Genomic DNA, 20321 nt, shown 5'->3' with positions numbered 1-20321 from the left:
GCCATGACAGTGGCGTCGGACCCGAAAATGATTCCGCAAAACGGCCTTCTCTCCACGGAGGCCAACCAGGCCGCCGCGCTTGCCGCCTATGGCGGCGTGCTCACCGTCGATCTCGACGCCATCATCGCCAACTGGCGCAAGCTCGAGAAGACGGCGGTACCGGCCGAATGCTCGGCCGTGATCAAGGCCGACGCCTATGGCTGCGGCGCCGAACAGGTTGCGCGCGCACTCGGCAAGGCCGGCTGCAGAACCTTCTTCGTCGCCACCATCGAGGAGGCGCGCACGGTGCGCGCCGCGGTGCCGGACATTGCGATCTACGTGCTGGGCGGCTATTTCCAGAACACCGGCGAGCACTACGCCAAGATCAACTGCCGGCCGGTGATCGGCGACCTCAATGAGCTCGCCGAATGGGACGTGTTCTGCCGCCGCACCGGCTGGTCCGGCGGAGCCGCGATCCACATCGACACGGGCATGAACCGGCTCGGGCTGACGATCGCTGAAGCGCAGGCCATCATCCCCCGCATCAATGCCGGCGACCACGGCATCACGCTGGTGATGAGTCATCTGGTCTCGGCCGAGCAGCTCAACAGCCAGGTGAATGCGAAACAGCTCGCCGCCTTTCGCGGCATCGCCAGCGAGTTCGCGGGCGTGCCGGCCGCGCTCTCCAATTCCTCCGGCATCTTTCTGGGCGCTCCGTTCCAGTTCGACATGGTACGGCCGGGCGCCGCGCTCTACGGCGTCAACCCGACGCCGGAGGCCGACAACCCGATGCAGCAGGTCGTGGATCTCAAGGCGCGCATCGTGCAGACTCGCAATATCGAACGCGGGGAAACCGTTGGTTATGGCGGCACCTGGACCGCGCGGCGACCGACCAAGCTCGCGATCGTCGCGGTCGGCTACGCCGACGGCTATTTCCGCGCCGCCAGCTCCAATGACGGCACCCGCGGCGCTGAGGTGATCGTGGCCGGCAAGCGCTGCCCGGTCGCGGGCCGCGTCTCCATGGACCTGATCGCAATCGACATCACCGATCTGCCACCGAATACGGTGCGGCGCGGCCATATGGTGACGCTGCTCGGCGAAGGCATCACCGTCGACGAGCTCGCGCATCATTTCGGCACCATCGGCTACGAGGTGCTCACCAGCCTCGGCCCCCGCTACGCCCGCGTCTACAAGGGCGGCAACGTGGTTGAGCCGCTGGAGAAGCCGACGCCTGCGCCGGCCGCGGAGCAGCCACCCTCTCCACCGCCGGTCGAGCAGCCGGTCAGCCCGCCGCCGCTGCCGACCTAGCGGATCGCCGCCTACTTCTTCCTGCTGTCGAGTGCCTTCTTGCAGGTGTCGCTGAGCTGGTCGCGCTTGCTCTTGAGGCAAGCGACGATCTGGCCTTTGCCGGGCGCGATGCCGGCGCAGAATTTGTCGTAATCGGCCTTGCACGCGCCGCGCGTGTCGGTCGATTGTGCCAGCGCGGCCCCGGAGAACATGACGGCAAAGGCGATGGCAGCGAAGTTCAACTTGGACATGGTGTCTCCGGTTCGGATCGTAACGAATAGGGCCGCCATCTCTACATGAAGATCGCGACATTCAACATCAACAACATCAACCGCCGCCTGCCCAATCTGCTGGCGTGGATGCGTGCGGCAAGACCCGACATCGTCGCGCTCCAGGAGTTGAAGGCAACCGACGGCGAATTCCCGATCGCCGCGATCGAGAAAGCCGGCTACGGCGCGGTGTGGTGCGGACAGAAGACCTGGAACGGCGTCGCCATCCTCGCCCGCGACGCCGAGCCCGTGCTGACTCGCGACCGCTTACCCGGAGATCGTGACGATCACGAGGCACGCTACATCGAGGCCGCAATACGCGGCATCATCGTCACCAGCATCTACGCGCCCAACGGCAATCCACAACCCGGACCGAAATTCGACTACAAGCTGGCCTGGCTCGCCCGGCTCAAGCGCCACGCCAAGACATTCCTCGAGCAGGATCTTCCGGTCGTGCTCGCCGGCGACTACAATGTCGCGCCGACCGCGATCGACATCTATCCGACGCGCTCGTGGGACAAGGACGCGCTGATCCAGCCGAAGAGCCGCGCGGCCTTTGCCTCACTCGTCGCACAGGGTTGGTGCGACGCGATCCGAGAACTGCATCCGGAGAAACGCGTCTATACCTTCTGGGATTACAAGCGAAACCGCTGGCCGCGCGATGCGGGGCTACGGCTCGATCATTTGCTGCTCAGCCCGGTCCTCGCCCCGCGCCTGCTCAAGGCCGGCGTCGACAAGACCATCCGCGGCGAGGACGGCGCCAGCGATCACGCGCCGGCGTGGATCGTGCTGCGATAGGTCAGCGCCCGTAATACTCCCGCACCGTGTCCCAGGCCGCCTTCTGCAGAAGCTCCACGGTCGGCGCATCCAGCCCCATCGTGTAGGAATTGCCGACGGGCGAGCGGCCGGTCAGCGCGGCAAGGCTCACGCATGCGGCGAGATACGTGCCCGTGGGACTCGGGTGCCGCCTGTCCGGCGCATAGAGATTGAGCTCCGGCTGAAGCTTGCGCACGCGCGCGAATGCGAGCCCGGCGGGAATGACGAGCGCGTCATTGGCGTTGCCGGCGGCTGTGTAGGCCTCGGCGAGTTCGGCGGTCATCTCCGGCCTGTCGGCATAGGCCCAGGACATGAACAGCACCGGTCGCATGCCGTGGGCGCGGACGATGTCGCTGTCCTTCCTGGCGAAGGTGACGAACGCGTCCTTCAATTGCGGATGGATCGGGCACTGGCTGCAATCCATCATTACGACTGCGTCGAACTGCTTGCCGGGCTTGTTGAAGACGACGTGGTTCTGGTCGTCGAAGGAATAGGCGCCGAGGCCGCCCGGCCGCAGCAAATTGTCCATGTCGTGCCAATCGAGGCCGGAGCCGCCGATGGTCGCCATGGTGTTGCGATAGCTCGCCTTGTTTGCTTCATCCGCAGCCCGCTCCAGGAGGGAGAGATGCCCGGGCATGCCGTTGTTGTAGTAGAAGAAGCTGTTGCCGACGAACAGCGCGGCCCTGGGAAAGTCCGGCCCGAGCGATGTGATCTTCGGCTTGGTCTGCGCCTGCGCGGCACCGAAACAGGCTACAACGGCCAAACACACCGCGAACATCGCTCGCAAAAGGCGCAGCATCGTCTTCCTCCCCGTTCGCTCCCTGAGGCCGGCAACAGACCAGCTTTTCCTGAACGGCTCAAGAGGACGGAAGTGCAACGAAGCTGCGCGAATTCACCTCGTCACCACAGGTTCTTCCCGTCGATCATGATCACCGGCACCGCATCGAGATCGAAATCGTCGAACAGGCGGGCGTTGACGGCGACCTTGGGATTGTCGAAGTCCGGTTTGCCGGTCGACCAGTCCGGGGATTCCGAATAGGTCCCGCAGCCGCAGCTTGCGCAGAAATGATGTCTGACGGTGCGACTGCCCCAGAGATAGGTCGCGACATTGTCGGCAGGCGACAGCAGACGGAATTGCACCGGCTTGTAATAGGCCCACAATGCGCCGCGCTTGGCGCAGAGCGAGCAGGTGCAGCGCGTCACGTTCGAAGGCGCCTCGGTCACCTCGAATACCGTCTCACCGCAATGACAGCTTGCCTCGATCGGCATGAGCGCTCCCTTCAGGAATGGCAGGAGACGGTCATAGCCCGCCCCTGCTGCCAACATGCTGTCAGCAGCGCGGCACGCCGCCGGCCCTGGTTTTCGAACCGGCGCCTCGCGCTCGCGGGCACCAGAGATCGGCTCGCTGCGAAAATGCGCAAAACAACCCCATGCAAAGTAGCGGGTCATCCCCCTGCCATTCCAAAGCGCAGGCAAAGCAAGCCTCTTGACGCCACCCTTCTGGTCATCCTACTGGTCTAACCAAGGTCATATCAAAACGGGACGGGGATGGAACTCAAGCGGGCCGCCGAAGGCGAAAAAGGGTTCGAGAAGGTCTTTGCCTTCCTGCGCGAGCGCCTGCTTGCAGGCTCGCTCAAGCCCGGCGACCGCCTGATCTCGGAGCGAGAGCTTGCGAGCCTCCTCGGCGTCAGCCGGCCGATCGTCCGCGAGGCGCTGCGCGCCCTCACCGTGCTCGGCATCGTCGAGATCCGCGACCGCATCGGAACCGTGGTGACGCGGCCGGACGTGTCGGTTCTGAACGACTTCTTCACCTTCGCTCTCGCCCAGCAGGCAGACATGCTCGACGACGTCATGCAGGCGCGCGTCGCGATCGAATGCCAGGCGATCCGGCTCGCCTGCGAACGCGCAGGTATTGCTGATTTCGAGCGCCTGCAGCGCGCGCTTGCGAGGATCGAGGAGACGATCGACGAGGCCGATGCCGGCGGCATGGCCGACTTCGATTTCCACCGCGCGATCGTCGTGGCGTCGCGTTCGGAGACGCTGACTGTCCTGCACAATTCAATGGCGGGCCTGCTCACGCATTCACATCGCAGCCGTCGCGAACTGGTGCAGGCCTTCCCATCAATGAAGACGTACCTGATCGACGACCACCGGCGCATCTTCGAGGCGGTCGTCGCGCGCGATCCAGAACGAGCGGATGCGACGCTGCGCAAGCATTTTGCCATCGGAGACGAATACCGGCGGCGGGCCGTCGTCGGCGACGTGGACCGAAGCAGCGCCTTACGCTGACCGACGGGACGGACCAAGCAAACAAGAAACGGACAAACGACATGGGACGAGACGACAAGGGCAGCGTGGGCTTCATCGGCATCGGCACGATGGGCCGGGAAATGGTGCGCAACCTCCTCAAGGCCGGGCACGCGGTTCACGCCTTCGATCTCAATGAGGCGGCCGTCCCTGACGTCGTCAAGGAAGGCGCGGTGCGCGCGCAAACTCCAGCGGATGCCGCGCTCGGCGCCGACATTGTCATCACGATGTTGCCCGACACGCCCCATGTCGAGGCGACCATCAACGGCGAGGACGGCCTGCTGAAGTCGCCCCCACCCGGCAAGCTTGTCGTGGACATGAGCACGATCTCGCCGGTGGCGGTCCGCCGCATCCATGCCGATTTGAAACGGATTGGCGTCGGCTTCATCGATGCGCCGGTCTCGGGCGGTCCGGTGGGTGCGAAGAACGCGGCGCTATCGATCATGGCGGGCGGCGATTCCGGCGACTTTGCGCGGGCCGAACCATTCTTCCGCGCCATGGGCACGACCATTACGCATGTCGGCGCATCCGGCGCCGGCCAGACCGTAAAACTCTGCAATCAACTCATCTGCGGCATCAACATCCAGGCAATCTGCGAGGCACTCGCGCTGGGACGCGCCTCAGGCGTCGATCTCAACCTGCTCCGCCGGGTACTGCTCGGCGGCTCTGCCGCCTCCTGGATGCTCGACAAGCTCGGCCCCGCCATGATCGAGGGCGACGTGAGCGCCGGCTTCCGCATCGACCTGATGCTGAAGGACCTTCGCCTGGTGCAGGAGCACGCACAGGCGCTGAACGTGCCGTTGCCCGGCACCGCGCTCGTCACCAGCCAGTATGTCGATGCACGGGCGCACGGCGAAGGCACAAACGGCAACCAGGCGCTGTTCCGCGTCTATGACCGCATGACCAACCAGGTCAGGGACTGACCGGGCGCGATGGGCATCCAACTCGACTTTCCTGCGGTGTTGGAGCGCTGGCCGAGCTTCCTCGGCGGCGCCGCCCTTACCCTGGAGCTCGCGGCCCTCGCGACCATGTTCGGCGCCCTCCTCGGCACGCTTGCCGCAGTCGGACGCGGAACGCATAACGCGCTGATCGCCGGTGCCTGCAAGGTCTATGTCGAGACGATCCGCAACACGCCGCTGCTGGTCCAGATCTTCCTGGTCTATTTCGGGCTCGCCAGCCTTGGCCTCAAATTCTCCGCCTTCACCGTGGCCGTCGCGGCGCTGACCATCAATGTCGGCGCTTATACCGCCGAGATCATGCGCGCCGGCTTCGAGGCAATCCCGCGCGGCCAGATCGAGGCGGCCGAGGGACTGGCGCTTTCGCGCGTGCAGATCTACTGGCACATCATCCTGTTGCCCGCCGTCGAGCGGGTCTATCCCGCGCTCACCAGCCAGTTCGTGCTCTTGATGCTGGCCTCCTCGGTCTGCTCGCAGATCTCGGCCGAGGAGCTCACCGCGATCGCCAACTACATCCAGTCGGACACTTATCGCGCCTTCGAGACGTACATCATCGTCGCCGTTCTCTACGTGATCCTGTCGCTGGTAATGCGCGCCGGATTCTGGGGCCTCGGCCTCGTGCTGTTTCCGCGCCGGCGCCGGCTCGGCACACCGCTGTGAGATGACCATGGGCGGACATCTCAACATCAATCACCTGATCTTCCTCGGCCACGGCGCGCTGTGGACCGTCGGGCTGTCCCTCATCGCGCTCATCGGCGGCGGCACCGTCGGCTTCGCGATCGCGCTGGCGCGCATATCGCCGCTCAAATCGGTGCGGCTCGCCAGCGCCGCCTATGTCCAGCTCGTCCAGGGCACGCCGCTGCTCGTCATCCTGTTCCTCGGCTATTTTGGCCTCGCCGCGATCGGCCTGCAGGTCTCGCCGCTCGTGGCGGCCTCTGCCTCGCTCACGCTCTATGTCGCCGCCTATCTCGGCGAGATCTGGCGCGGCTCCATCCAGTCCGTGCCAAAGCCGCAATGGGAGGCGGCGGAAGGCCTCGCGCTGAGCCGGACCCAGCGCATGCTGAAGGTGATCTTGCCGCAGGCGATCCGCATCGCAACGCCACCCACCGTCGGCTTCATGGTGCAGATCATCAAGAACACCTCGCTCGCATCAGTGGTCGGCTTCGTCGAGTTGATGCGTTCGGGCCAGATCGTCAACAACTCTCTGTTCGAACCCTTCGTCATCTACGCGATCATCGCCGTCGTCTACTTTGCCATGTGCTATCCGCTGTCGCTGTTCAGCCAGAGGCTGGAGCGACGCATGGGACGTGGCAGGGTCAACCTCGCTCCGGCCTGACATGCAGCAGAACACCTCCTCCGAACCAATCGTGTCGCTCCGCGACGTGCAGAAGAGCTTTGGCCCGCTCAAGGTCCTCGACGGCGTCAGCTTCGCGGTCGATCGCGGCGAGGTGCTCGCCATCATCGGCCGGTCCGGCTCAGGCAAGAGCACGGCCCTGCGCTGCATCGACCGCTTCGAGAAAGTCGACGGCGGCGAAATCATGGTGTGCGGGCACCGGGTCGACCGGCCGGACGTGGATCTGCGCGCCCTGCGCCAGGACGTCGGCATCGTGTTCCAGAGCTACAATCTATTCCCGCACCTGACGATCGAACAGAACATCACGCTGGCGCCCTGCGCTGTTAAGAAAATGGCCACCGGCCAGGCGAAGGAATTGGCGCGCAAGGTGCTCGCCCAGGTCGGGCTCGAGGAGAAACTGCACGCCTATCCCGAGCAACTGTCCGGCGGCCAGCAGCAGCGCGCCGCGATCGCCCGCTCACTCGCGATGCAGCCGAAGGTCATGTTGTTCGACGAGGTTACTTCCGCACTCGATCCCGAGCTCACCGGCGAAGTGCTGAAGGTCATCGAGCAATTGGCCGCGGACGGAATGACCATGGTGATGGTCACCCACGAGATGGGGTTCGCCAAGAGCATCGCCGACAGGATCGTGTTCATGCATCGCGGCAAGGTCCACGAATCCGGGCCCGCCTCGATTCTGACGTCGCCCACGACCCCCGAGCTGAGGCAGTTCGTCGGCACGGGCAATCTAAAATCATAACAAGAGAGGAAAACCAAGGATGACAAACAGGAAATTGCTGGGCGCGGCCGTATCGCTGTGCTGCTTCATGATGATGGCGGCGACGCCGGCATCGGCCGACCTGCTCGACGACATCATGAAAGCGAAGAAGATCCGCATCTCGACCGATCTTGCCATTCCGCCCTCGGGCATGATGGACGCCAGCATGAAGCCGACCGGTTCGGACGTCGAAGTGGCGCAACTGCTCGCCAAGGATTGGGGACTCGAGCTCGAATTCGTCCAGACCACCGGCGCGACCCGCATCCCCAACGTCCTGACCGGCAAGGCCGACATCATCATCTCGACGCTGTCGGTGACGCCCGAACGCGCCAAGGTGATCGACTTCACCAATCGCTACGCGACACTGCAATCGGACATCGGCTGCATGAAATCGTCGAGCGTCAAGGGCTGGCCCGACGTCAAGGACAAATCGATCGGCGTCTCCCGCGGCACCACGCAGGACACGACCTTGTCCAACATGAAGGACAAGGACCTGAAGATCGCTCGCTTTGACGACGATGCCACCATGGTGACGGCGGCCGTCTCCGGTCAGGTCGACTGCGTCGGCTCGTCGGCGACGATCATCAACCAGATCGGCGTCAAGAATCCGGCGCGCGTCTTCGAGTCACGCATCCCGCTCGCAACCTTCGATCTCGCCATCGGCCTGAAGAAGGGCGAGCCGCGCCTGATGGACAAGCTCAATGCCTGGATCGCCGAAAACATCAAGAACGGCAAGTTGAACGCCATCTACAAGAAATTCCACGGGGTCGAGCTCCCGCTCGACATGCGTGGCTGAACGAGACCGAACCGTGACGGCCGGCATCGGCCGTCACGGTCAAAGGACAATCGAAAAGGAAATCACATGCGCCTCGTCATCGGATCGGACCACGCCGGCTGGCCGCTCAAGCAGACCGTCATCGACCATATCCGCAGCCTCGGCCATGAGGTCGTCGACGTCGGCTCCTATGACGACAAGCCGGTCGACTTCCCCGACATCGCGCGCGCCGTGGCGCAGAAGGTAACTTCGGGCGAAGCCGCGCGCGGAATCATGGTGTGCGGCACCGGCGTCGGCGCCTCGATCGCCGCCAACAAGATGAAGGGCATCCGCGCCGCGGTCTGCCACGACGTTCATTCGGCCCACCAGAGCGTCGAGCATGATGACGTGAACGTCATGTGCATCGGCGCCCAGATCGTCGGCGCCTGGCTCGCAGTGGATCTGGTTTCTTCCTATCTTTCCGCCGAATTCTCCACCGACGAGGACTTCCGCCGCCGTGTCGAGAAGCTTCGTGTCATGGACGAGGAAGGCTGACCTCGCGGGGCTGCGCGCCATGATCCTGGTATTCGGATCGCTCAACATCGATCTGGTCGCGCAGGTCCCGGTCATTCCCGGCCCCGGCCGGACGGTGCTCGCGCCGTCCTACGGGATGGATTTCGGCGGCAAGGGCGCCAATCAGGCAGTGGCCGCCGCGCGGATCGGAGGCGCTGGACGTGTCCGGATGGCGGGCCGCGTCGGTCACGATGGCTTTGGCAACGACGCGATCGAGAACCTCGCGGCAAACGGCGTCGACACCGGTCTCGTCATCCGATCCGACGAGCCCACCGGCTGTGCCTTCATCACGGTCGATCGTGCCGGCGAGAATGCGATCACCGTCGCCAGCGGCGCCAACATGGCCGCCAGCGCGTCAGACCTTCCGGCCGGATTCTTCGCCGCCGATACTCTCCTCGTGTTGCAGATGGAGGTCGCGTTCGCGCAGTCGCTTGCGGCTGCACGTCGGACGAAATCGGCATCGGGCACCGTGCTCTGGAATCTCGCGCCGGTTCCGGAGCAGGTGACTGCGCCAATGATCACAGAGCTGCTCGCTGTGACCGACTACCTCCTCGTCAACGAGCACGAGGCGCGCGATTCCGCCGCAGCCATCGGCCTCGCCTCTTCCGATTACGAAACCGCAGCCGGTCATCTCGCGAAGGCCGGTGATCTCACCTGCATCGTCACCGCGGGCGCGCAAGGTGCGCTTGCCGCGACGGCTGACGGCACCTGCCTTCGGGTGCCCGCCCCGCACATCACGCCGGTCGACACGACCGGCGCGGGCGACACCTTTGCCGGCGCATTGGCCGCCGTGCTGAGTGAAACCATGCCACTGGAAGCAGCGATGCGTGTTGGGTGCGAAGCCGCAGCGCAAAAGTGCCTCAAGCGTGGCGCGCAGGCCGGCATGCCCCAGCGGAGCGCACTCTCGTCTCTTGCCTGATCGGTCCGGCGACACCGAGTTCCGGTGCTTCACCGTCGTCCCGATTTTCAAGACGACGCTCCCGAACATCTGGCACCACCATTCGCCCTCAGAGGCTCCTCCGGCTACACTCCCCCGATTCCCGGAGCGGTTCCCTTGGCTTTCCTCTTCGTCCTCAGCGTCGGCCTGCTGGCCGGCACCATTTCCGGCATCGTCGGCACGGGATCGTCGATCATGCTGATGCCGGTGCTGGTCTATGCCTACGGACCGAAGGAGGCGGTTCCGATCATGGCGGTCGCGTCCGTGATGGCGAATTTTTCGCGGATCCTGGCCTGGTGGCGCGAGGTCGACTGGCGGGCCTGCGCGGCCTATTCGGTCACGGGCGTTCCGGCCGCCGCCCTTGGCGCACGCACGCTGCTGGCGCTGCCCTCGCACGCCGTCGATCTCGCCATCGGCCTGTTCCTGATCGCCATGGTGCCGGCCCGGCACTATCTCGCGCGACACCAGTTGAAGGCCAATCTCTGGCACCTCGCGATCGGCGGCGCCGTGATCGGCTATCTCACCGGCATCGTGGTCTCGACCGGCCCGCTCAGTGTGCCGCTATTCCTGTTCTACGGCCTGACCAAGGGCGCCTTTCTCGCGACCGAGGCGGCCTCATCGCTCGGACTCTATTTCGCTAAATCCGTGACCTTCGAACGGTTCGGCGCTCTGACGCAGGATGTCTTCGTCAAGGGCCTGATCGCAGGCTCCTCGCTGATGTCGGGCGCCTTCATCGCCAAGCGCTTCGTGCTGCACCTGAAGCCGGACGTGTTCCGCCTCGTGATGGACGCGATCATGATCGCGGCCGGGCTCTCCATGCTCTGGAACGCGACACAGTCACCGTAACGCGGCACTCACGCAGCGAATTCGGGGACGACCGAAGGGCTCTCGGCAAGTACCTGCCTCTCGGGTGCCGGCTGCCCCTCGAGCCATTGCAGCACGGCATCGAGCGGTTGCGGCCTCTGATAGAGATAGCCCTGCCCGAACCTCACCCCGATCTCGCGCATCGCCTGCGCCTGCTCGGCCCGCTCGATGCCTTCCGCAATCAAGGTGAGACCCAAGGTGTCCGCGAGCGAGGCAATGACGCCGACGATCGCCTTGTCCTCGGCGCTGGCCGGGATCTCGCTGATGAACGCCTTGTCGATCTTGACCTTGTCGAGCGGAAAGCGGCGCAGGTGCGCGAGCGAGCTGTAGCCCGTGCCGAAATCGTCGAGCGCGATTGTGGCCCCCAGCCGCCGCAAGCGGCGCAGCGTCTCGGACGCGCTAGTGATGTTGTTGATCAGCGAGCCCTCGGTGATTTCGAGCTCGAGAGACGAAGCGGCAACGCCGAAAAGCGTGCAGGTCTCGCGGATATCGCCGGCGAGTGAATGGTCCGCCAGTTCTGATGGCGGCAGATTGATCGCGATCCGGATCTGCGGTTTGCTCGCGGCGGCCAGCCGCTGCAGGGCGCGGCAGGCGTCGGTCAGCACATAGCGCGTCAGCCGCGCATTGTTGCCGCTGCGCTCGATCAGCGGAAGGAACTCGGCCGGTCCGATGACGCCGTGCTCGGGATGGCGCCAGCGGATCAACGCCTCCAGGCAGGCGACGCTCTGGTTTTCGAGGTCGATCTGGCTCTGGTACCAGACCTCGAACTGTCCTTCGGCGAAGCCCGCCGGAATGGCGAGCTCCAGATCCCTGCGGCGGCGATAGTCACGCTGAAGCGCCTCGTCCAGCACGGCGACGGTGCCCGGCGCCTTGCTCTTGGCATGGTAGAGCGCGATGTCGGCGAGCGCCGGCAGATGCGACAGCTCAGGATCGTCGGCGTGGCGCACGGCGAGGCCGATGCTGGCGCGCGGCATCACCAGCTTATCGTGCAGCCGGATCGGCTCGGAAATGGCGTCCAGCAAGCGCCGTGCGAACGCCTGCGCGGCCGCCTCGTTCGTCACCTCGGGGCGAATGACCACGAACTCGTCGCCGCCGAGCCGCGCGACCCAATCCTCCGCTTCGACCGCACCGCGAAGCCGCTCCGAAATGTGGATCAGGAACTTGTCGCCGGCATCGTGACCGAACGTGTCGTTGATGCCCTTGAAGTCGTCGAGATCGATGAAGCAGAACGCGACCAGCGCATCGTGCGAACCGGCCTCGCTGCTCAGGACGACAAGGCGCTCGGTCAGGGAGCGGCGGTTTGGCAAGCCGGTGAGAGGATCGTGCGAGGCCATGTGGCCGAGGCGGTCGAGCGCGCCGGACGTCGTGTGCTGCATGGCGTTGAAGGCCTGCGCAAGCTGGCCGAACTCGTTCGAGGCGCGGACATCGGCCGGATAGGCGCGGCCGTCCTGCTTGCTGCGCTGGATCGCCGACATCATGGCGGCGAGCGGCCCGCCGATGAAGACGTTCGCCGAAATCCGCATCGCGATCACGGTCGCAAGCGTCGCCAGCACGCCGACGACGAGAAGCATCATCAGCCGGCTGCCCGCATCCGCATAGAGCGAGGAATAGGAATAGGCGATCGCGATCCGGCCGGCCTGAACGGCGATGTTGCCGTTGCTGTACTTGATGGGACGCGAGACCTCCGCGACCGCCTGGCCGGTCGGCCGCGCCACCACGCGGGCAATGGCAGCGCCGGTGTCGTCATAGACGGCTGCGGCAGAGATCGACTCGTCGTGCATGATCTCGTCGAGCACGCTCGTGACCTGCTCATAGCGCATCTTCCAGAGCGGCTCGGCGATGAGCTCGGCGCGGCTGTCGGCAACCCGGGCGATGCGGGCGTCGAGCTGCCTGATCTGCGACCAGAAGCTCGAGACCTCGACGCCGGCCGAGGCGAGCAGCTGAACCAGCAGCAGCACGGGCACCGTGGCCCAGATCATCGCACGGACGACCGAGCGCGAAGCCGCGGGCCTCGCTTGCCCGGCTCGATCCGGATCGGTCATCGCGTCGTCTTTCTTCATCATTCACCGGCGCCGTTCGCAGGAGACAGCGACGAGATGAGCGCGTCGATGGAGAAGTCATAACGGCCGCAGGCGCCGGCCTTGGCTCTGAAGCGCGCGAAGTCGATACGCTCGAAGGCGCGCGTCCTGATCAGGGCGCTGACGGAGACGAGGTTGTTGCGCGTCACCGCTGATGTCTTGACCTCGACATGGGGTGAAGCCGCCGCGAAATCGCAGCCGTCGGCGTAGTCGCGCAGCAGGACGATCGACCAGCCGCCGAGCAGGAAGTGGCCGCCGTCGGTCAGGAGCAGACGGCCCACCTTGATCTCGCGCAGGGCGTCCTCCGACCAATTGAGGCCGACCACCTCGATGTCCCGGCCCGGCGCGAGGCCGGCGGCCGCCAGTGCGTTGAGCGCTCCCAGCGCCATCGGATCGTTTCCGGCCCATATGCCGGCGGGACGGATGCCCTTGCGGGAGGCCCAGTTCAGATAATTGGCCGTGACGTGCTCGGCCTCCGATTGCGTCCAGTTGGCGAACAGCATCCGGTCCACCACCACGTCGGGCGCGGCCGCCACGGCGAGGTCCAGACCGGCGTTGCGGGCGATCGAGGCCGGCGTGATCTCGTCGCCGCCGATTCCGAGAATGTGGATCCTGCCGTCCGAGCTCTGCCATTTCCGAGCACGCGCCGCGCCGATCAGCGCATTCGCCATGCGCGCGCCCGCTGTCGTGAGGTCAGTCGTGATGTCGCCGAGCCAGGTCTTGAGCTTTTCGCGCGGCGGCCCCAGGCGCGCCGCATCCTCGCCGATCAGCGTGTTCGACAGCAGCAGCGTCTTGACGCCAGCGATTTCGGCCGCCTCCACGATCGGGACCGCCGCGGATTCTTCGTTGGACAGGATGAGGAAATCGGGCTTCTCGGCACGGGCGAGCACGGCGAGGCCGAGTTCCTGCATGGTGCGGTAGTTTCGCTCGCTGGTCAGCACCTCGACCTTCGCATTGAGCTTGCGCCCGGCCGCCTGCATGGTCTGCGAGACCATGTCCCAGAAGACCTCGCCGGTCTTGCCCGGATTGACGAAGACGATGTTGAGGGGCTTTCCCTCGGCCGCAACGGCACCGCCGGCGGGCGCAAGAACGCCGCAGGCCAGGCTCACGGCCAGCAATATGCGCAGGAATCTCATCGTTCTCTTCGCCACCCCGAATTGGTTCCGAGGTTGGCCCCGCGTCCGCTAACACTTCGCAAAATCCGGTTGGTTACGGCCGCGCAGAGCTAACAAAGGGTGTATCCAATCGCTTGAATTGCGATATTGACCTGCGCGGGCGACGCCGGTGACGGGCCGGCAAACGCGCTCCCGGCTTCCCGTTCCGTGCTATCAGCAAATCTGAAACCCTCCGACTCGCTCTCCCATGGCCAAGAACACGCTTTCCTTCGTCTGCCAGAACTGCGGCGCGGCCTACAATCGCTGGCAGGGCAAGTGCGACGCCTGCGGTGAGTGGAACACGCTTGCCGAGGAAGACGCGACCGGCAGCGTGCCGGTGTCGATCCGCTCCAAGCGCAAGGGACGGACGTTTGCACTGGAGAGCCTCGCGGGAAAAAGTCCGGACGCCCCGCGCCTGTCCTCCGGGATGACCGAACTCGACCGCGTCACCGGCGGCGGCTTTGTCCGCGGCTCGGTGCTCCTGGTCGGCGGCGATCCCGGCATCGGCAAGTCGACCCTGCTCACGCAGGCGACCAGCATGCTGGCACGCGCCGGCCACCGCATCGTCTACATCTCCGGCGAAGAGGCTGTCGCGCAGGTGCGCCTGCGCGCAGAACGGCTCGGACTGTCGGATGCGCCGGTGCAGCTTGCCGCCGAAACCTCTGTCGAGGACATCGTCTCAACGCTGTCGGAAGGCGCAGTCCCTCGGCTGATCGTGATCGACTCGATCCAGACCATGTGGACCGACACGGTGGAATCCGCGCCCGGCACGGTGACGCAGGTGCGCGCCTCCGCACAGGCGCTGATCCGCTTCGCCAAGAAGACCGGAGCTGCCATCATCCTGGTCGGTCACGTCACCAAGGACGGCCAGATCGCGGGCCCCCGCGTGGTCGAGCACATGGTTGACGCCGTGCTGTCCTTCGAGGGCGAGGGCTCGCAGCAATTCCGCATCCTGCGCGCGGTGAAGAACCGCTTCGGCCCGACCGACGAGATCGGCGTGTTCGAGATGACGGGCCTCGGCCTGCGCGAAGTGACGAACCCGTCGGAGCTGTTCCTTTCCGAGCGCGACCTCGGGACGCCGGGCACGGCGGTGTTCGCCGGCATCGAGGGCACGCGGCCCGTGCTGGTCGAGTTGCAGGCGCTGGTCGCCCCGACCTCGCTCGGAACCCCGCGGCGGGCGGTGGTCGGCTGGGACCCGAGCCGGCTCTCGATGGTGCTGGCGGTGCTGGAGGCCCATTGCGGGGTCAAGCTGTCCGGCCATGACGTCTACCTGAACGTCGCCGGTGGCCTGCGCATCCACGAGCCGGCGGCCGATCTCGCCGCCGCGGCTGCGCTGGTGTCCTCGCTGGTTAATGCGCAGTTACCCACGGATGCGGTCTATTTCGGCGAAATCTCACTCTCCGGCGTAGTCCGCCCAGTGGCCCAGACGCCTGCCCGGCTGAAAGAGGCGGCCAAGCTCGGTTTCAGCCGCGCCGTACTGCCCGAATCGGCCCGGGGCGAGGCTGGCGGCGACGCCGGGCTGGCGCTCAACGCGGTCAACAGCCTGACGACCTTGGTGGCCGAGATCGCCGCCCGCGGCTCCCGCCGAGGCGATGCGAACGCGCCGGCAGAGAAAAATGCCACACCGGCAAGATTCCGCCGTGGAGAGGGTTAGCCGGAGGTGACGTCCCCGGCCCCCGCCGCTATACAGCCGTCACAAAAGCAGCACGGGATTGCGTGGTTCCGGTCTTGCCGGGAGCATTGTCTGCCCCTCACTTAGGGCGGCGGCCAGAACACCGATTCGCTGAGCACCTTTGAGAGTACGAGCGGACCAGACCAGCCGATGCCGATTACACTCCTCGACCTGATTCTGCTCGGCGTGATGTTGATCTCGGGCCTGCTTGCCATGGTCCGCGGCTTCATGCGCGAAATCCTGTCGATCGCAGCCTGGGGCGCCGCCGCGATCGTGACGCTCTACTCGTTCTCCAAGCTGCTGCCGACCGCAAAGACCTATTTCAACAACGACACGGTCGCGAGCGTGGTCGTCGTCGCCGGCGTCTTCGTCGGCACCCTGATCGTGGTCTCCGTGATCACGGTGCGCATCTCCGACATGATCCTGGATTCGCGGATCGGCGCCCTCGACCGCACCCTCGGCTTCCTGTTTGGCCTCGCTCGCGGCCTTTTGATCGTCGTGGTCGCCTTCCTGTTCTTCACCTGGCTGGTGCCGGACAAGCAGCGTCCGGACTGGGTCACCGGGGCCAAGTCCCGGGTCGTGCTCCAGGGAACCGGAGATTGGCTGATGTCGCTCTTGCCGGATGACCCCGAGAACACCATCTTGAAGAGATTCAAGAAAAACAAACCAGATGATGATCAAGCTGATTCCGAGCAGCAGCCTTCGGGCGGCAGCGACGGATACAGTAAACCAGCTCGTGACAGCCTGAAAAAGCTGATCGAGAAGCCTGCGGCGCGTTGATTGAACCCAGAGAGAGGCGCGGACGAGATGCGAAACCCTGACCAGGACGCCCAACTTGATCTCGATCTCGGCCCAGCCGCGCTAGAGCTTCAGGACGACCTGGAGGGGGATACGCTGCGCGAGGAATGCGGCGTGTTCGGCATCTACGGCCACCCCGAAGCCTCCGCGATTACCGCACTCGGCCTGCACGCCCTTCAACACCGCGGCCAGGAAGCCGCCGGTATCGTGTCCTATGACGGCAACCGCTTCCATTCCGAGCGCCGCCTCGGCCTCGTCGGCGACACGTTCTCCCGCCGCGAGGTGATCGACCGCCTGCCCGGCAACGTCGCGGTCGGCCATGTCCGCTATTCCACGACCGGCGCCACCATCCTGCGCAACGTGCAGCCGCTGTTCGCCGAGCTCAATGCCGGCGGCCTTGCGGTCGCCCACAACGGTAATCTCACCAACGGACTGACGCTGCGCCGCGAGCTCGTGAAGAACGGTGCGATGATGCAGTCCACCACCGACACCGAGGTGATCCTGCACCTGGTCGCGCAGTCCAAGCGCAACCGCTTCATCGAGCGCTATATCGACGCGCTGCGCGCCATCGAGGGCGCCTATGCGCTGGTGTCGCTGACCAACAAGAAGCTGGTCGGAGCACGCGACCCGCGCGGCATCCGCCCGCTCGTGCTCGGCGAGCTCGACGGCTGCCCGATCCTGACCTCGGAGACCTGTGCGCTCGACATCATCGGCGCGCGCTTCATCCGCGACATTGAGCCCGGCGAAGTCATTGTGTTCGACGAGAACGGCCAGGACGTCCACAAGCCGTTCCCGCCGATGGCGCCGCGCCCCTGCATCTTCGAATACATCTATTTCTCGCGTCCGGATTCCATCGTCCACGGCCGCTCCGTCTACGAGGTGCGCAAGGCCTTCGGCGCGCAGCTCGCGCGTGAGAGCCATGTACCGGTCGACGTGGTCGTGCCGGTGCCGGATTCGGGCGTGCCCGCCGCGGTCGGCTACAGCCAGCATTCCGGCGTGCCGTTCGAGCTCGGCATCATCCGCAACCACTATGTCGGCCGCACCTTCATCCAGCCGACGCAGGCGATCCGCGAATCCGGCGTGCGCATGAAGCATTCGGCGAACCGCGCCGCGATCGAAGGCAAGCGCATCATCCTGATCGACGACTCGCTGGTGCGCGGCACCACCTCGAAGAAGATCGTGCGCATGATGCGCGATGCGGGCGCGACCGAAGTGCACTTCCGCCTCGCCTCGCCCCCGATCCTCTATCCCGACTATTACGGCATCGACCTGCCCGATCGCGGCGGCCTGCTCGCCGCGACGCATTCGCTTGAGGAAATGCGCGAGATCATCGGAGCGGACTCGCTGGCCTTCCTGTCGATCGACGGCATGTACCGCGCCATGGGCGAACCCGGCCGCGATCCGGCCAATCCGAAATTCTCGGACCACTGCTTCACCGGCGCCTATCCGACCCACCTTACCGACCAGACCCAGACCGAAGCGCAGCCCCGGCAATTGTCGCTGCTGGCGGAGGCGAGCTGACGCCGAACGCATCATTCCGGGGGCGGTCCGCAGGACCCGGGATCTCGAGATTCCGGGTTCGATGCTTCGCATCGCCTCGGAATGACGGCTTTGCAAGGGCTTGTCCCGGGCGCTGACGCCTGTAAAACCCCGCCATGACAAAACCCCTCGCCAACCGCATCGCTCTCGTCACCGGCGCCTCGCGCGGCATCGGCTTCGCCACGGCCCAAGCGTTGGCAAGAGCCGGCGCACATATCGTGGCGGTGGCACGCACGCAGGGCGGGCTCGAGGAGCTCGACGACGAGATCCGCAAGGACGGTGGCACCGCGACGCTGGTGCCGCTCAACCTCACCGATTCCGACGGCATCGCGCGGCTCGGCGCCGGCTTGCACGAACGCTACGGCAAGCTCGACATCCTCGTCGGCAATGCCGGCGTGCTCGGCCCCGCCTCGCCGCTCGGCCATATCGAGCTGAAGCCCTTCAACGACGTAATGGCCGTCAACGTCTCCGCGAACTTCCAGCTCATTCGCTGCATGGAGCCGCTGCTCAAGCAGTCCGACGCCGGCCGCGCGGTGTTCATCACCTCGGGCGCCGCCAACAAGGCCACCGCCTATGTCGGCCCCTATGCCGCCTCCAAGGCCGCGCTGGAGACGCTGGCGCGCGCCTGGGCGCAGGAGACCGCGAACACGCCCTTGCGCATCAACCTGTTCAATCCGGGTCCCATCCGCACCCGGATGCGCGCGACACTGATGCCGGGCGAAGATCCGACGACGCTGGATACGCCTGAGCAGGTCGCCGAATTCATCGTACCGATGTGCGCCCCGGACTGGACCGAGACCGGCAAATTCTACGATTACAAGACCCGCACCCTGATGAGCTTCCGCCCCCCGGCGTAATTGACTTCCCGACCTCCCCGCGATTGACTGCCGCGCTCAAGCGGCAGCAAGCCGCAGGAAAAATGGGAGGTCGCCATGGCGCCGTGGCACGATCGCGCAGGCCGTACGCGTGCGCTGGCACGTCTCTCTTTCACCATTTCAATCCTCATCGCGGCGGTGATGCTCGCGCGACCCGGCGTAGCAATCGGAGGCGGCGTCCCGACCTTCGCGGTCGATGCATCCTGGCCAAAGCCGCTGCCGAACAACTGGATCCTCGGCCAGGTCGGCGGCATCACCGTGGACTGGCAGGGACACATCTGGGTCATCCATCGCCCGCGTTCGCCTACTGATGACGAGAAAGGCGCCACCCTCAATCCGCCGCGCTCGAAATGCTGCGTGCCGGCGCCGCCCGTCCTCGAATTCGACACCGACGGCAATCTGCTGCGCTCCTGGGGCGGTTCCGGCGAAGGCTATGAATGGGTCGGCCGCGAGCATGGCATCGAGGTCGACGAGCGCGGCTTCGTCTGGATCGGCGGCAATGCCGACAACGACAACGCCATTCTGAAATTCACGCTCGACGGCAAGTTTGTCGGGCAGATCGGCAAGATCGCGCCGAGCCTCGGCAGCAACGACACGACCCAGCTCGGCAAGCCCGCCGAGACCGCGATCGACAAGGAAGCAAACGAGATCTACGTCGCCGACGGCTACGGCAATCGCCGCGTCATCGTGTTCGATGCGAGCACGCTCGCCTACAAGCGCCACTGGGGCGCCTACGGCAACAAGCCGAACGACGACAAGCAGGCGCCTTACGATCCCAAGGCGCCGGTTGCCCAACAATTCGGCAACCCGGTCCACTGCGTGAAGCTTGCCAATGACGGGCTCGTTTATGTCTGCGACCGCATCAACAACCGTACCCAGGTGTTCAGGAAGGACGGCAGCTTCGTGAAGGGGTTCTTCTTCGAGAAGAACACGCTCGGCAACGGCGCGGTCTGGGACATCGCGATCTGGCCCGATGCGAAGCAGACTTATCTGCTCAGCGCCGATGGCGAGAACAACGAGATCCGGGTCATCAACCGCGATGACGGCCGCGTGGTCGGCAGCTTCGGTCGCAATGGCCGGAATGCCGGGCAATTCCACTGGGTGCATGCCATGGGGATCGATGCCAAGGGTAACGTCTATACCGCCGAGGTCGACACCGGAAAGCGCATCCAGAAATTCCAGCTGACCTCGGGCGCGCTCAAATAGACCGCGGCAGAGCTTGTCCAAAAGTTGACCCGGATGACGCTTGGACGCAGCGCCATCCGGCTTTAGGCGCATTGCCGCAGACCGCAGGACACGGTAAGCGGGAAACCAGCCGGAACAAGGCTCCGCCCAAGAGAGCCGTCCGGATA

21 protein-coding genes are annotated in these 20321 nt (G+C 65.3%); 16 read left to right on the top strand and 5 right to left on the bottom strand.

Going from position 1 to position 20321, the window contains the following annotated elements:
* The first annotated feature begins 3 nt into the window (after positions 1–3).
* Positions 4–1287, top strand: a complete 1284-nt coding sequence (gene alr / locus AXW67_RS09535; protein WP_145927509.1) for an alanine racemase — start codon at positions 4–6, stop codon at positions 1285–1287.
* 11 nt (positions 1288–1298) lie between these two features.
* Here the strand turns inward: alr and AXW67_RS09530 are convergent, their stop codons facing one another.
* Positions 1299–1517, bottom strand: coding sequence for a cysteine rich repeat-containing protein (locus tag AXW67_RS09530; protein WP_027551455.1), 219 nt, complete (start codon positions 1515–1517; stop codon positions 1299–1301).
* Positions 1518–1562: 45 nt separating this feature from the next.
* On the opposite strand from AXW67_RS09530, the gene AXW67_RS09525 reads away from it, so the two are divergent.
* The gene (locus tag AXW67_RS09525) at positions 1563–2333 is read left to right on the top strand and encodes an exodeoxyribonuclease III (RefSeq protein ID WP_063677677.1); all 771 of its coding nucleotides are present in this window, start codon (positions 1563–1565) and stop codon (positions 2331–2333) included.
* Between the two features lies 1 nt (position 2334).
* Here the strand turns inward: AXW67_RS09525 and AXW67_RS09520 are convergent, their stop codons facing one another.
* Together AXW67_RS09520 and AXW67_RS09515 are read right to left on the bottom strand one after the other, a co-directional pair.
* Positions 2335–3150 (bottom strand): SGNH/GDSL hydrolase family protein, encoded by an 816-nt coding sequence (locus tag AXW67_RS09520; RefSeq protein WP_063677676.1) that lies wholly within the window; start codon positions 3148–3150, stop codon positions 2335–2337.
* Positions 3151–3251: 101 nt separating this feature from the next.
* Positions 3252–3620, bottom strand: coding sequence for a GFA family protein (locus AXW67_RS09515; protein WP_063677776.1), 369 nt, complete (start codon positions 3618–3620; stop codon positions 3252–3254).
* A gap of 279 nt (positions 3621–3899) precedes the next feature.
* On the opposite strand from AXW67_RS09515, the gene AXW67_RS09510 reads away from it, so the two are divergent.
* The 9 genes from AXW67_RS09510 (at position 3900) to AXW67_RS09470 (ending at position 10835) form a co-directional block, all read left to right on the top strand.
* Entirely contained in the window at positions 3900–4640 is a 741-nt protein-coding gene (locus AXW67_RS09510; protein ID WP_027551459.1) for a FadR/GntR family transcriptional regulator, read from the top strand.
* A 41-nt stretch (positions 4641–4681) separates the two neighbouring features.
* Complete coding sequence (locus AXW67_RS09505; protein WP_063677675.1) at positions 4682–5581, top strand: NAD(P)-dependent oxidoreductase; 900 nt, start codon at positions 4682–4684, stop codon at positions 5579–5581.
* Between the two features lie 9 nt (positions 5582–5590).
* Positions 5591–6274 (top strand): amino acid ABC transporter permease, encoded by a 684-nt coding sequence (locus tag AXW67_RS09500; protein WP_063677674.1) that lies wholly within the window; start codon positions 5591–5593, stop codon positions 6272–6274.
* Positions 6275–6281: 7 nt separating this feature from the next.
* Positions 6282–6950, top strand: a complete 669-nt coding sequence (locus tag AXW67_RS09495; RefSeq protein WP_063677673.1) for an amino acid ABC transporter permease — start codon at positions 6282–6284, stop codon at positions 6948–6950.
* Position 6951: 1 nt separating this feature from the next.
* On the top strand, positions 6952–7707 hold the full coding sequence (locus AXW67_RS09490) for an amino acid ABC transporter ATP-binding protein (protein WP_063677672.1): 756 nt from the start codon (positions 6952–6954) through the stop codon (positions 7705–7707).
* 19 nt (positions 7708–7726) lie between these two features.
* The gene (locus AXW67_RS09485; RefSeq protein ID WP_063677671.1) at positions 7727–8521 is read left to right on the top strand and encodes a transporter substrate-binding domain-containing protein; all 795 of its coding nucleotides are present in this window, start codon (positions 7727–7729) and stop codon (positions 8519–8521) included.
* Between the two features lie 66 nt (positions 8522–8587).
* A complete protein-coding gene (rpiB, locus tag AXW67_RS09480; RefSeq protein WP_063677670.1) occupies positions 8588–9034 on the top strand; it encodes a ribose 5-phosphate isomerase B in 447 nt (148 codons plus the stop codon).
* Positions 9012–9971, top strand: a complete 960-nt coding sequence (locus AXW67_RS09475) for a ribokinase (RefSeq protein WP_347336749.1) — start codon at positions 9012–9014, stop codon at positions 9969–9971. The genes rpiB and AXW67_RS09475 overlap by 23 nt, the downstream gene beginning before the upstream one ends.
* Before the next feature lie 135 nt (positions 9972–10106).
* Positions 10107–10835 carry a sulfite exporter TauE/SafE family protein gene (locus tag AXW67_RS09470; protein WP_063677668.1) on the top strand — a complete coding sequence of 243 codons (729 nt, stop codon included), beginning with the start codon at positions 10107–10109 and terminating at the stop codon, positions 10833–10835.
* A gap of 8 nt (positions 10836–10843) precedes the next feature.
* Here AXW67_RS09470 and AXW67_RS09465 read toward each other — a convergent pair whose 3' ends face one another.
* Positions 10844–12913 carry a putative bifunctional diguanylate cyclase/phosphodiesterase gene (locus AXW67_RS09465; RefSeq protein WP_063677775.1) on the bottom strand — a complete coding sequence of 690 codons (2070 nt, stop codon included), beginning with the start codon at positions 12911–12913 and terminating at the stop codon, positions 10844–10846.
* Positions 12913–14067 (bottom strand): ABC transporter substrate-binding protein, encoded by a 1155-nt coding sequence (locus AXW67_RS09460; protein WP_063677667.1) that lies wholly within the window; start codon positions 14065–14067, stop codon positions 12913–12915. Before AXW67_RS09460 ends, AXW67_RS09465 begins: the two co-directional genes overlap by 1 nt.
* Before the next feature lie 226 nt (positions 14068–14293).
* Here AXW67_RS09460 and radA point away from each other — a divergent pair, with 226 nt between their 5' ends.
* The 5 genes from radA to AXW67_RS09435 all read left to right on the top strand — a co-directional run bounded on the left by radA (position 14294) and on the right by AXW67_RS09435 (position 20175).
* The gene (radA, locus tag AXW67_RS09455; protein WP_027551470.1) at positions 14294–15739 is read left to right on the top strand and encodes a DNA repair protein RadA; all 1446 of its coding nucleotides are present in this window, start codon (positions 14294–14296) and stop codon (positions 15737–15739) included.
* Between the two features lie 168 nt (positions 15740–15907).
* The gene (locus AXW67_RS09450) at positions 15908–16537 is read left to right on the top strand and encodes a CvpA family protein (protein WP_027551471.1); all 630 of its coding nucleotides are present in this window, start codon (positions 15908–15910) and stop codon (positions 16535–16537) included.
* A 27-nt stretch (positions 16538–16564) separates the two neighbouring features.
* Positions 16565–18076 (top strand): amidophosphoribosyltransferase, encoded by a 1512-nt coding sequence (gene purF, locus AXW67_RS09445; protein ID WP_027551472.1) that lies wholly within the window; start codon positions 16565–16567, stop codon positions 18074–18076.
* 134 nt (positions 18077–18210) lie between these two features.
* Positions 18211–18951, top strand: coding sequence for an SDR family NAD(P)-dependent oxidoreductase (locus AXW67_RS09440; RefSeq protein WP_063677666.1), 741 nt, complete (start codon positions 18211–18213; stop codon positions 18949–18951).
* A 75-nt stretch (positions 18952–19026) separates the two neighbouring features.
* Positions 19027–20175 (top strand): NHL repeat-containing protein, encoded by a 1149-nt coding sequence (locus tag AXW67_RS09435; RefSeq protein ID WP_063677665.1) that lies wholly within the window; start codon positions 19027–19029, stop codon positions 20173–20175.
* Positions 20176–20321 lie beyond the last annotated feature (146 nt).

Origin of the sequence: Bradyrhizobium neotropicale (genome assembly GCF_001641695.1) — a bacterium.
Classification (GTDB): Bacteria; Pseudomonadota; Alphaproteobacteria; order Rhizobiales; family Xanthobacteraceae; genus Bradyrhizobium; species Bradyrhizobium neotropicale.
The sequence above is the reverse complement of the archived record's forward strand: the minus strand, read 5'-3'. Positions and strand labels throughout refer to the sequence as shown.

Excerpts from the sequence above, each read along its gene's own strand:
- AXW67_RS09520 (WP_063677676.1), bottom strand. The coding sequence starts at position 3,150 with ATGCTGCGCCTTTTGCGAGCGATGTTCGCGGTGTGTTTGGCCGTTGTA.
- rpiB (WP_063677670.1), top strand. The coding sequence starts at position 8,588 with ATGCGCCTCGTCATCGGATCGGACCACGCCGGCTGGCCGCTCAAGCAG.
- AXW67_RS09515 (WP_063677776.1), bottom strand. The coding sequence starts at position 3,620 with ATGCCGATCGAGGCAAGCTGTCATTGCGGTGAGACGGTATTCGAGGTG.
- radA (WP_027551470.1), top strand. The coding sequence starts at position 14,294 with ATGGCCAAGAACACGCTTTCCTTCGTCTGCCAGAACTGCGGCGCGGCC.
- AXW67_RS09525 (WP_063677677.1), top strand. The coding sequence starts at position 1,563 with ATGAAGATCGCGACATTCAACATCAACAACATCAACCGCCGCCTGCCC.
- AXW67_RS09495 (WP_063677673.1), top strand. The coding sequence starts at position 6,282 with ATGGGCGGACATCTCAACATCAATCACCTGATCTTCCTCGGCCACGGC.
- AXW67_RS09450 (WP_027551471.1), top strand. The coding sequence starts at position 15,908 with ATGCCGATTACACTCCTCGACCTGATTCTGCTCGGCGTGATGTTGATC.
- AXW67_RS09485 (WP_063677671.1), top strand. The coding sequence starts at position 7,727 with ATGACAAACAGGAAATTGCTGGGCGCGGCCGTATCGCTGTGCTGCTTC.
- AXW67_RS09460 (WP_063677667.1), bottom strand. The coding sequence starts at position 14,067 with ATGAGATTCCTGCGCATATTGCTGGCCGTGAGCCTGGCCTGCGGCGTT.
- AXW67_RS09505 (WP_063677675.1), top strand. The coding sequence starts at position 4,682 with ATGGGACGAGACGACAAGGGCAGCGTGGGCTTCATCGGCATCGGCACG.
- AXW67_RS09500 (WP_063677674.1), top strand. The coding sequence starts at position 5,591 with ATGGGCATCCAACTCGACTTTCCTGCGGTGTTGGAGCGCTGGCCGAGC.
- alr (WP_145927509.1), top strand. The coding sequence starts at position 4 with ATGACAGTGGCGTCGGACCCGAAAATGATTCCGCAAAACGGCCTTCTC.
- AXW67_RS09510 (WP_027551459.1), top strand. The coding sequence starts at position 3,900 with ATGGAACTCAAGCGGGCCGCCGAAGGCGAAAAAGGGTTCGAGAAGGTC.
- AXW67_RS09435 (WP_063677665.1), top strand. The coding sequence starts at position 19,027 with ATGGCGCCGTGGCACGATCGCGCAGGCCGTACGCGTGCGCTGGCACGT.
- AXW67_RS09490 (WP_063677672.1), top strand. The coding sequence starts at position 6,952 with ATGCAGCAGAACACCTCCTCCGAACCAATCGTGTCGCTCCGCGACGTG.
- AXW67_RS09440 (WP_063677666.1), top strand. The coding sequence starts at position 18,211 with ATGACAAAACCCCTCGCCAACCGCATCGCTCTCGTCACCGGCGCCTCG.
- AXW67_RS09465 (WP_063677775.1), bottom strand. The coding sequence starts at position 12,913 with ATGAAGAAAGACGACGCGATGACCGATCCGGATCGAGCCGGGCAAGCG.
- AXW67_RS09530 (WP_027551455.1), bottom strand. The coding sequence starts at position 1,517 with ATGTCCAAGTTGAACTTCGCTGCCATCGCCTTTGCCGTCATGTTCTCC.
- purF (WP_027551472.1), top strand. The coding sequence starts at position 16,565 with ATGCGAAACCCTGACCAGGACGCCCAACTTGATCTCGATCTCGGCCCA.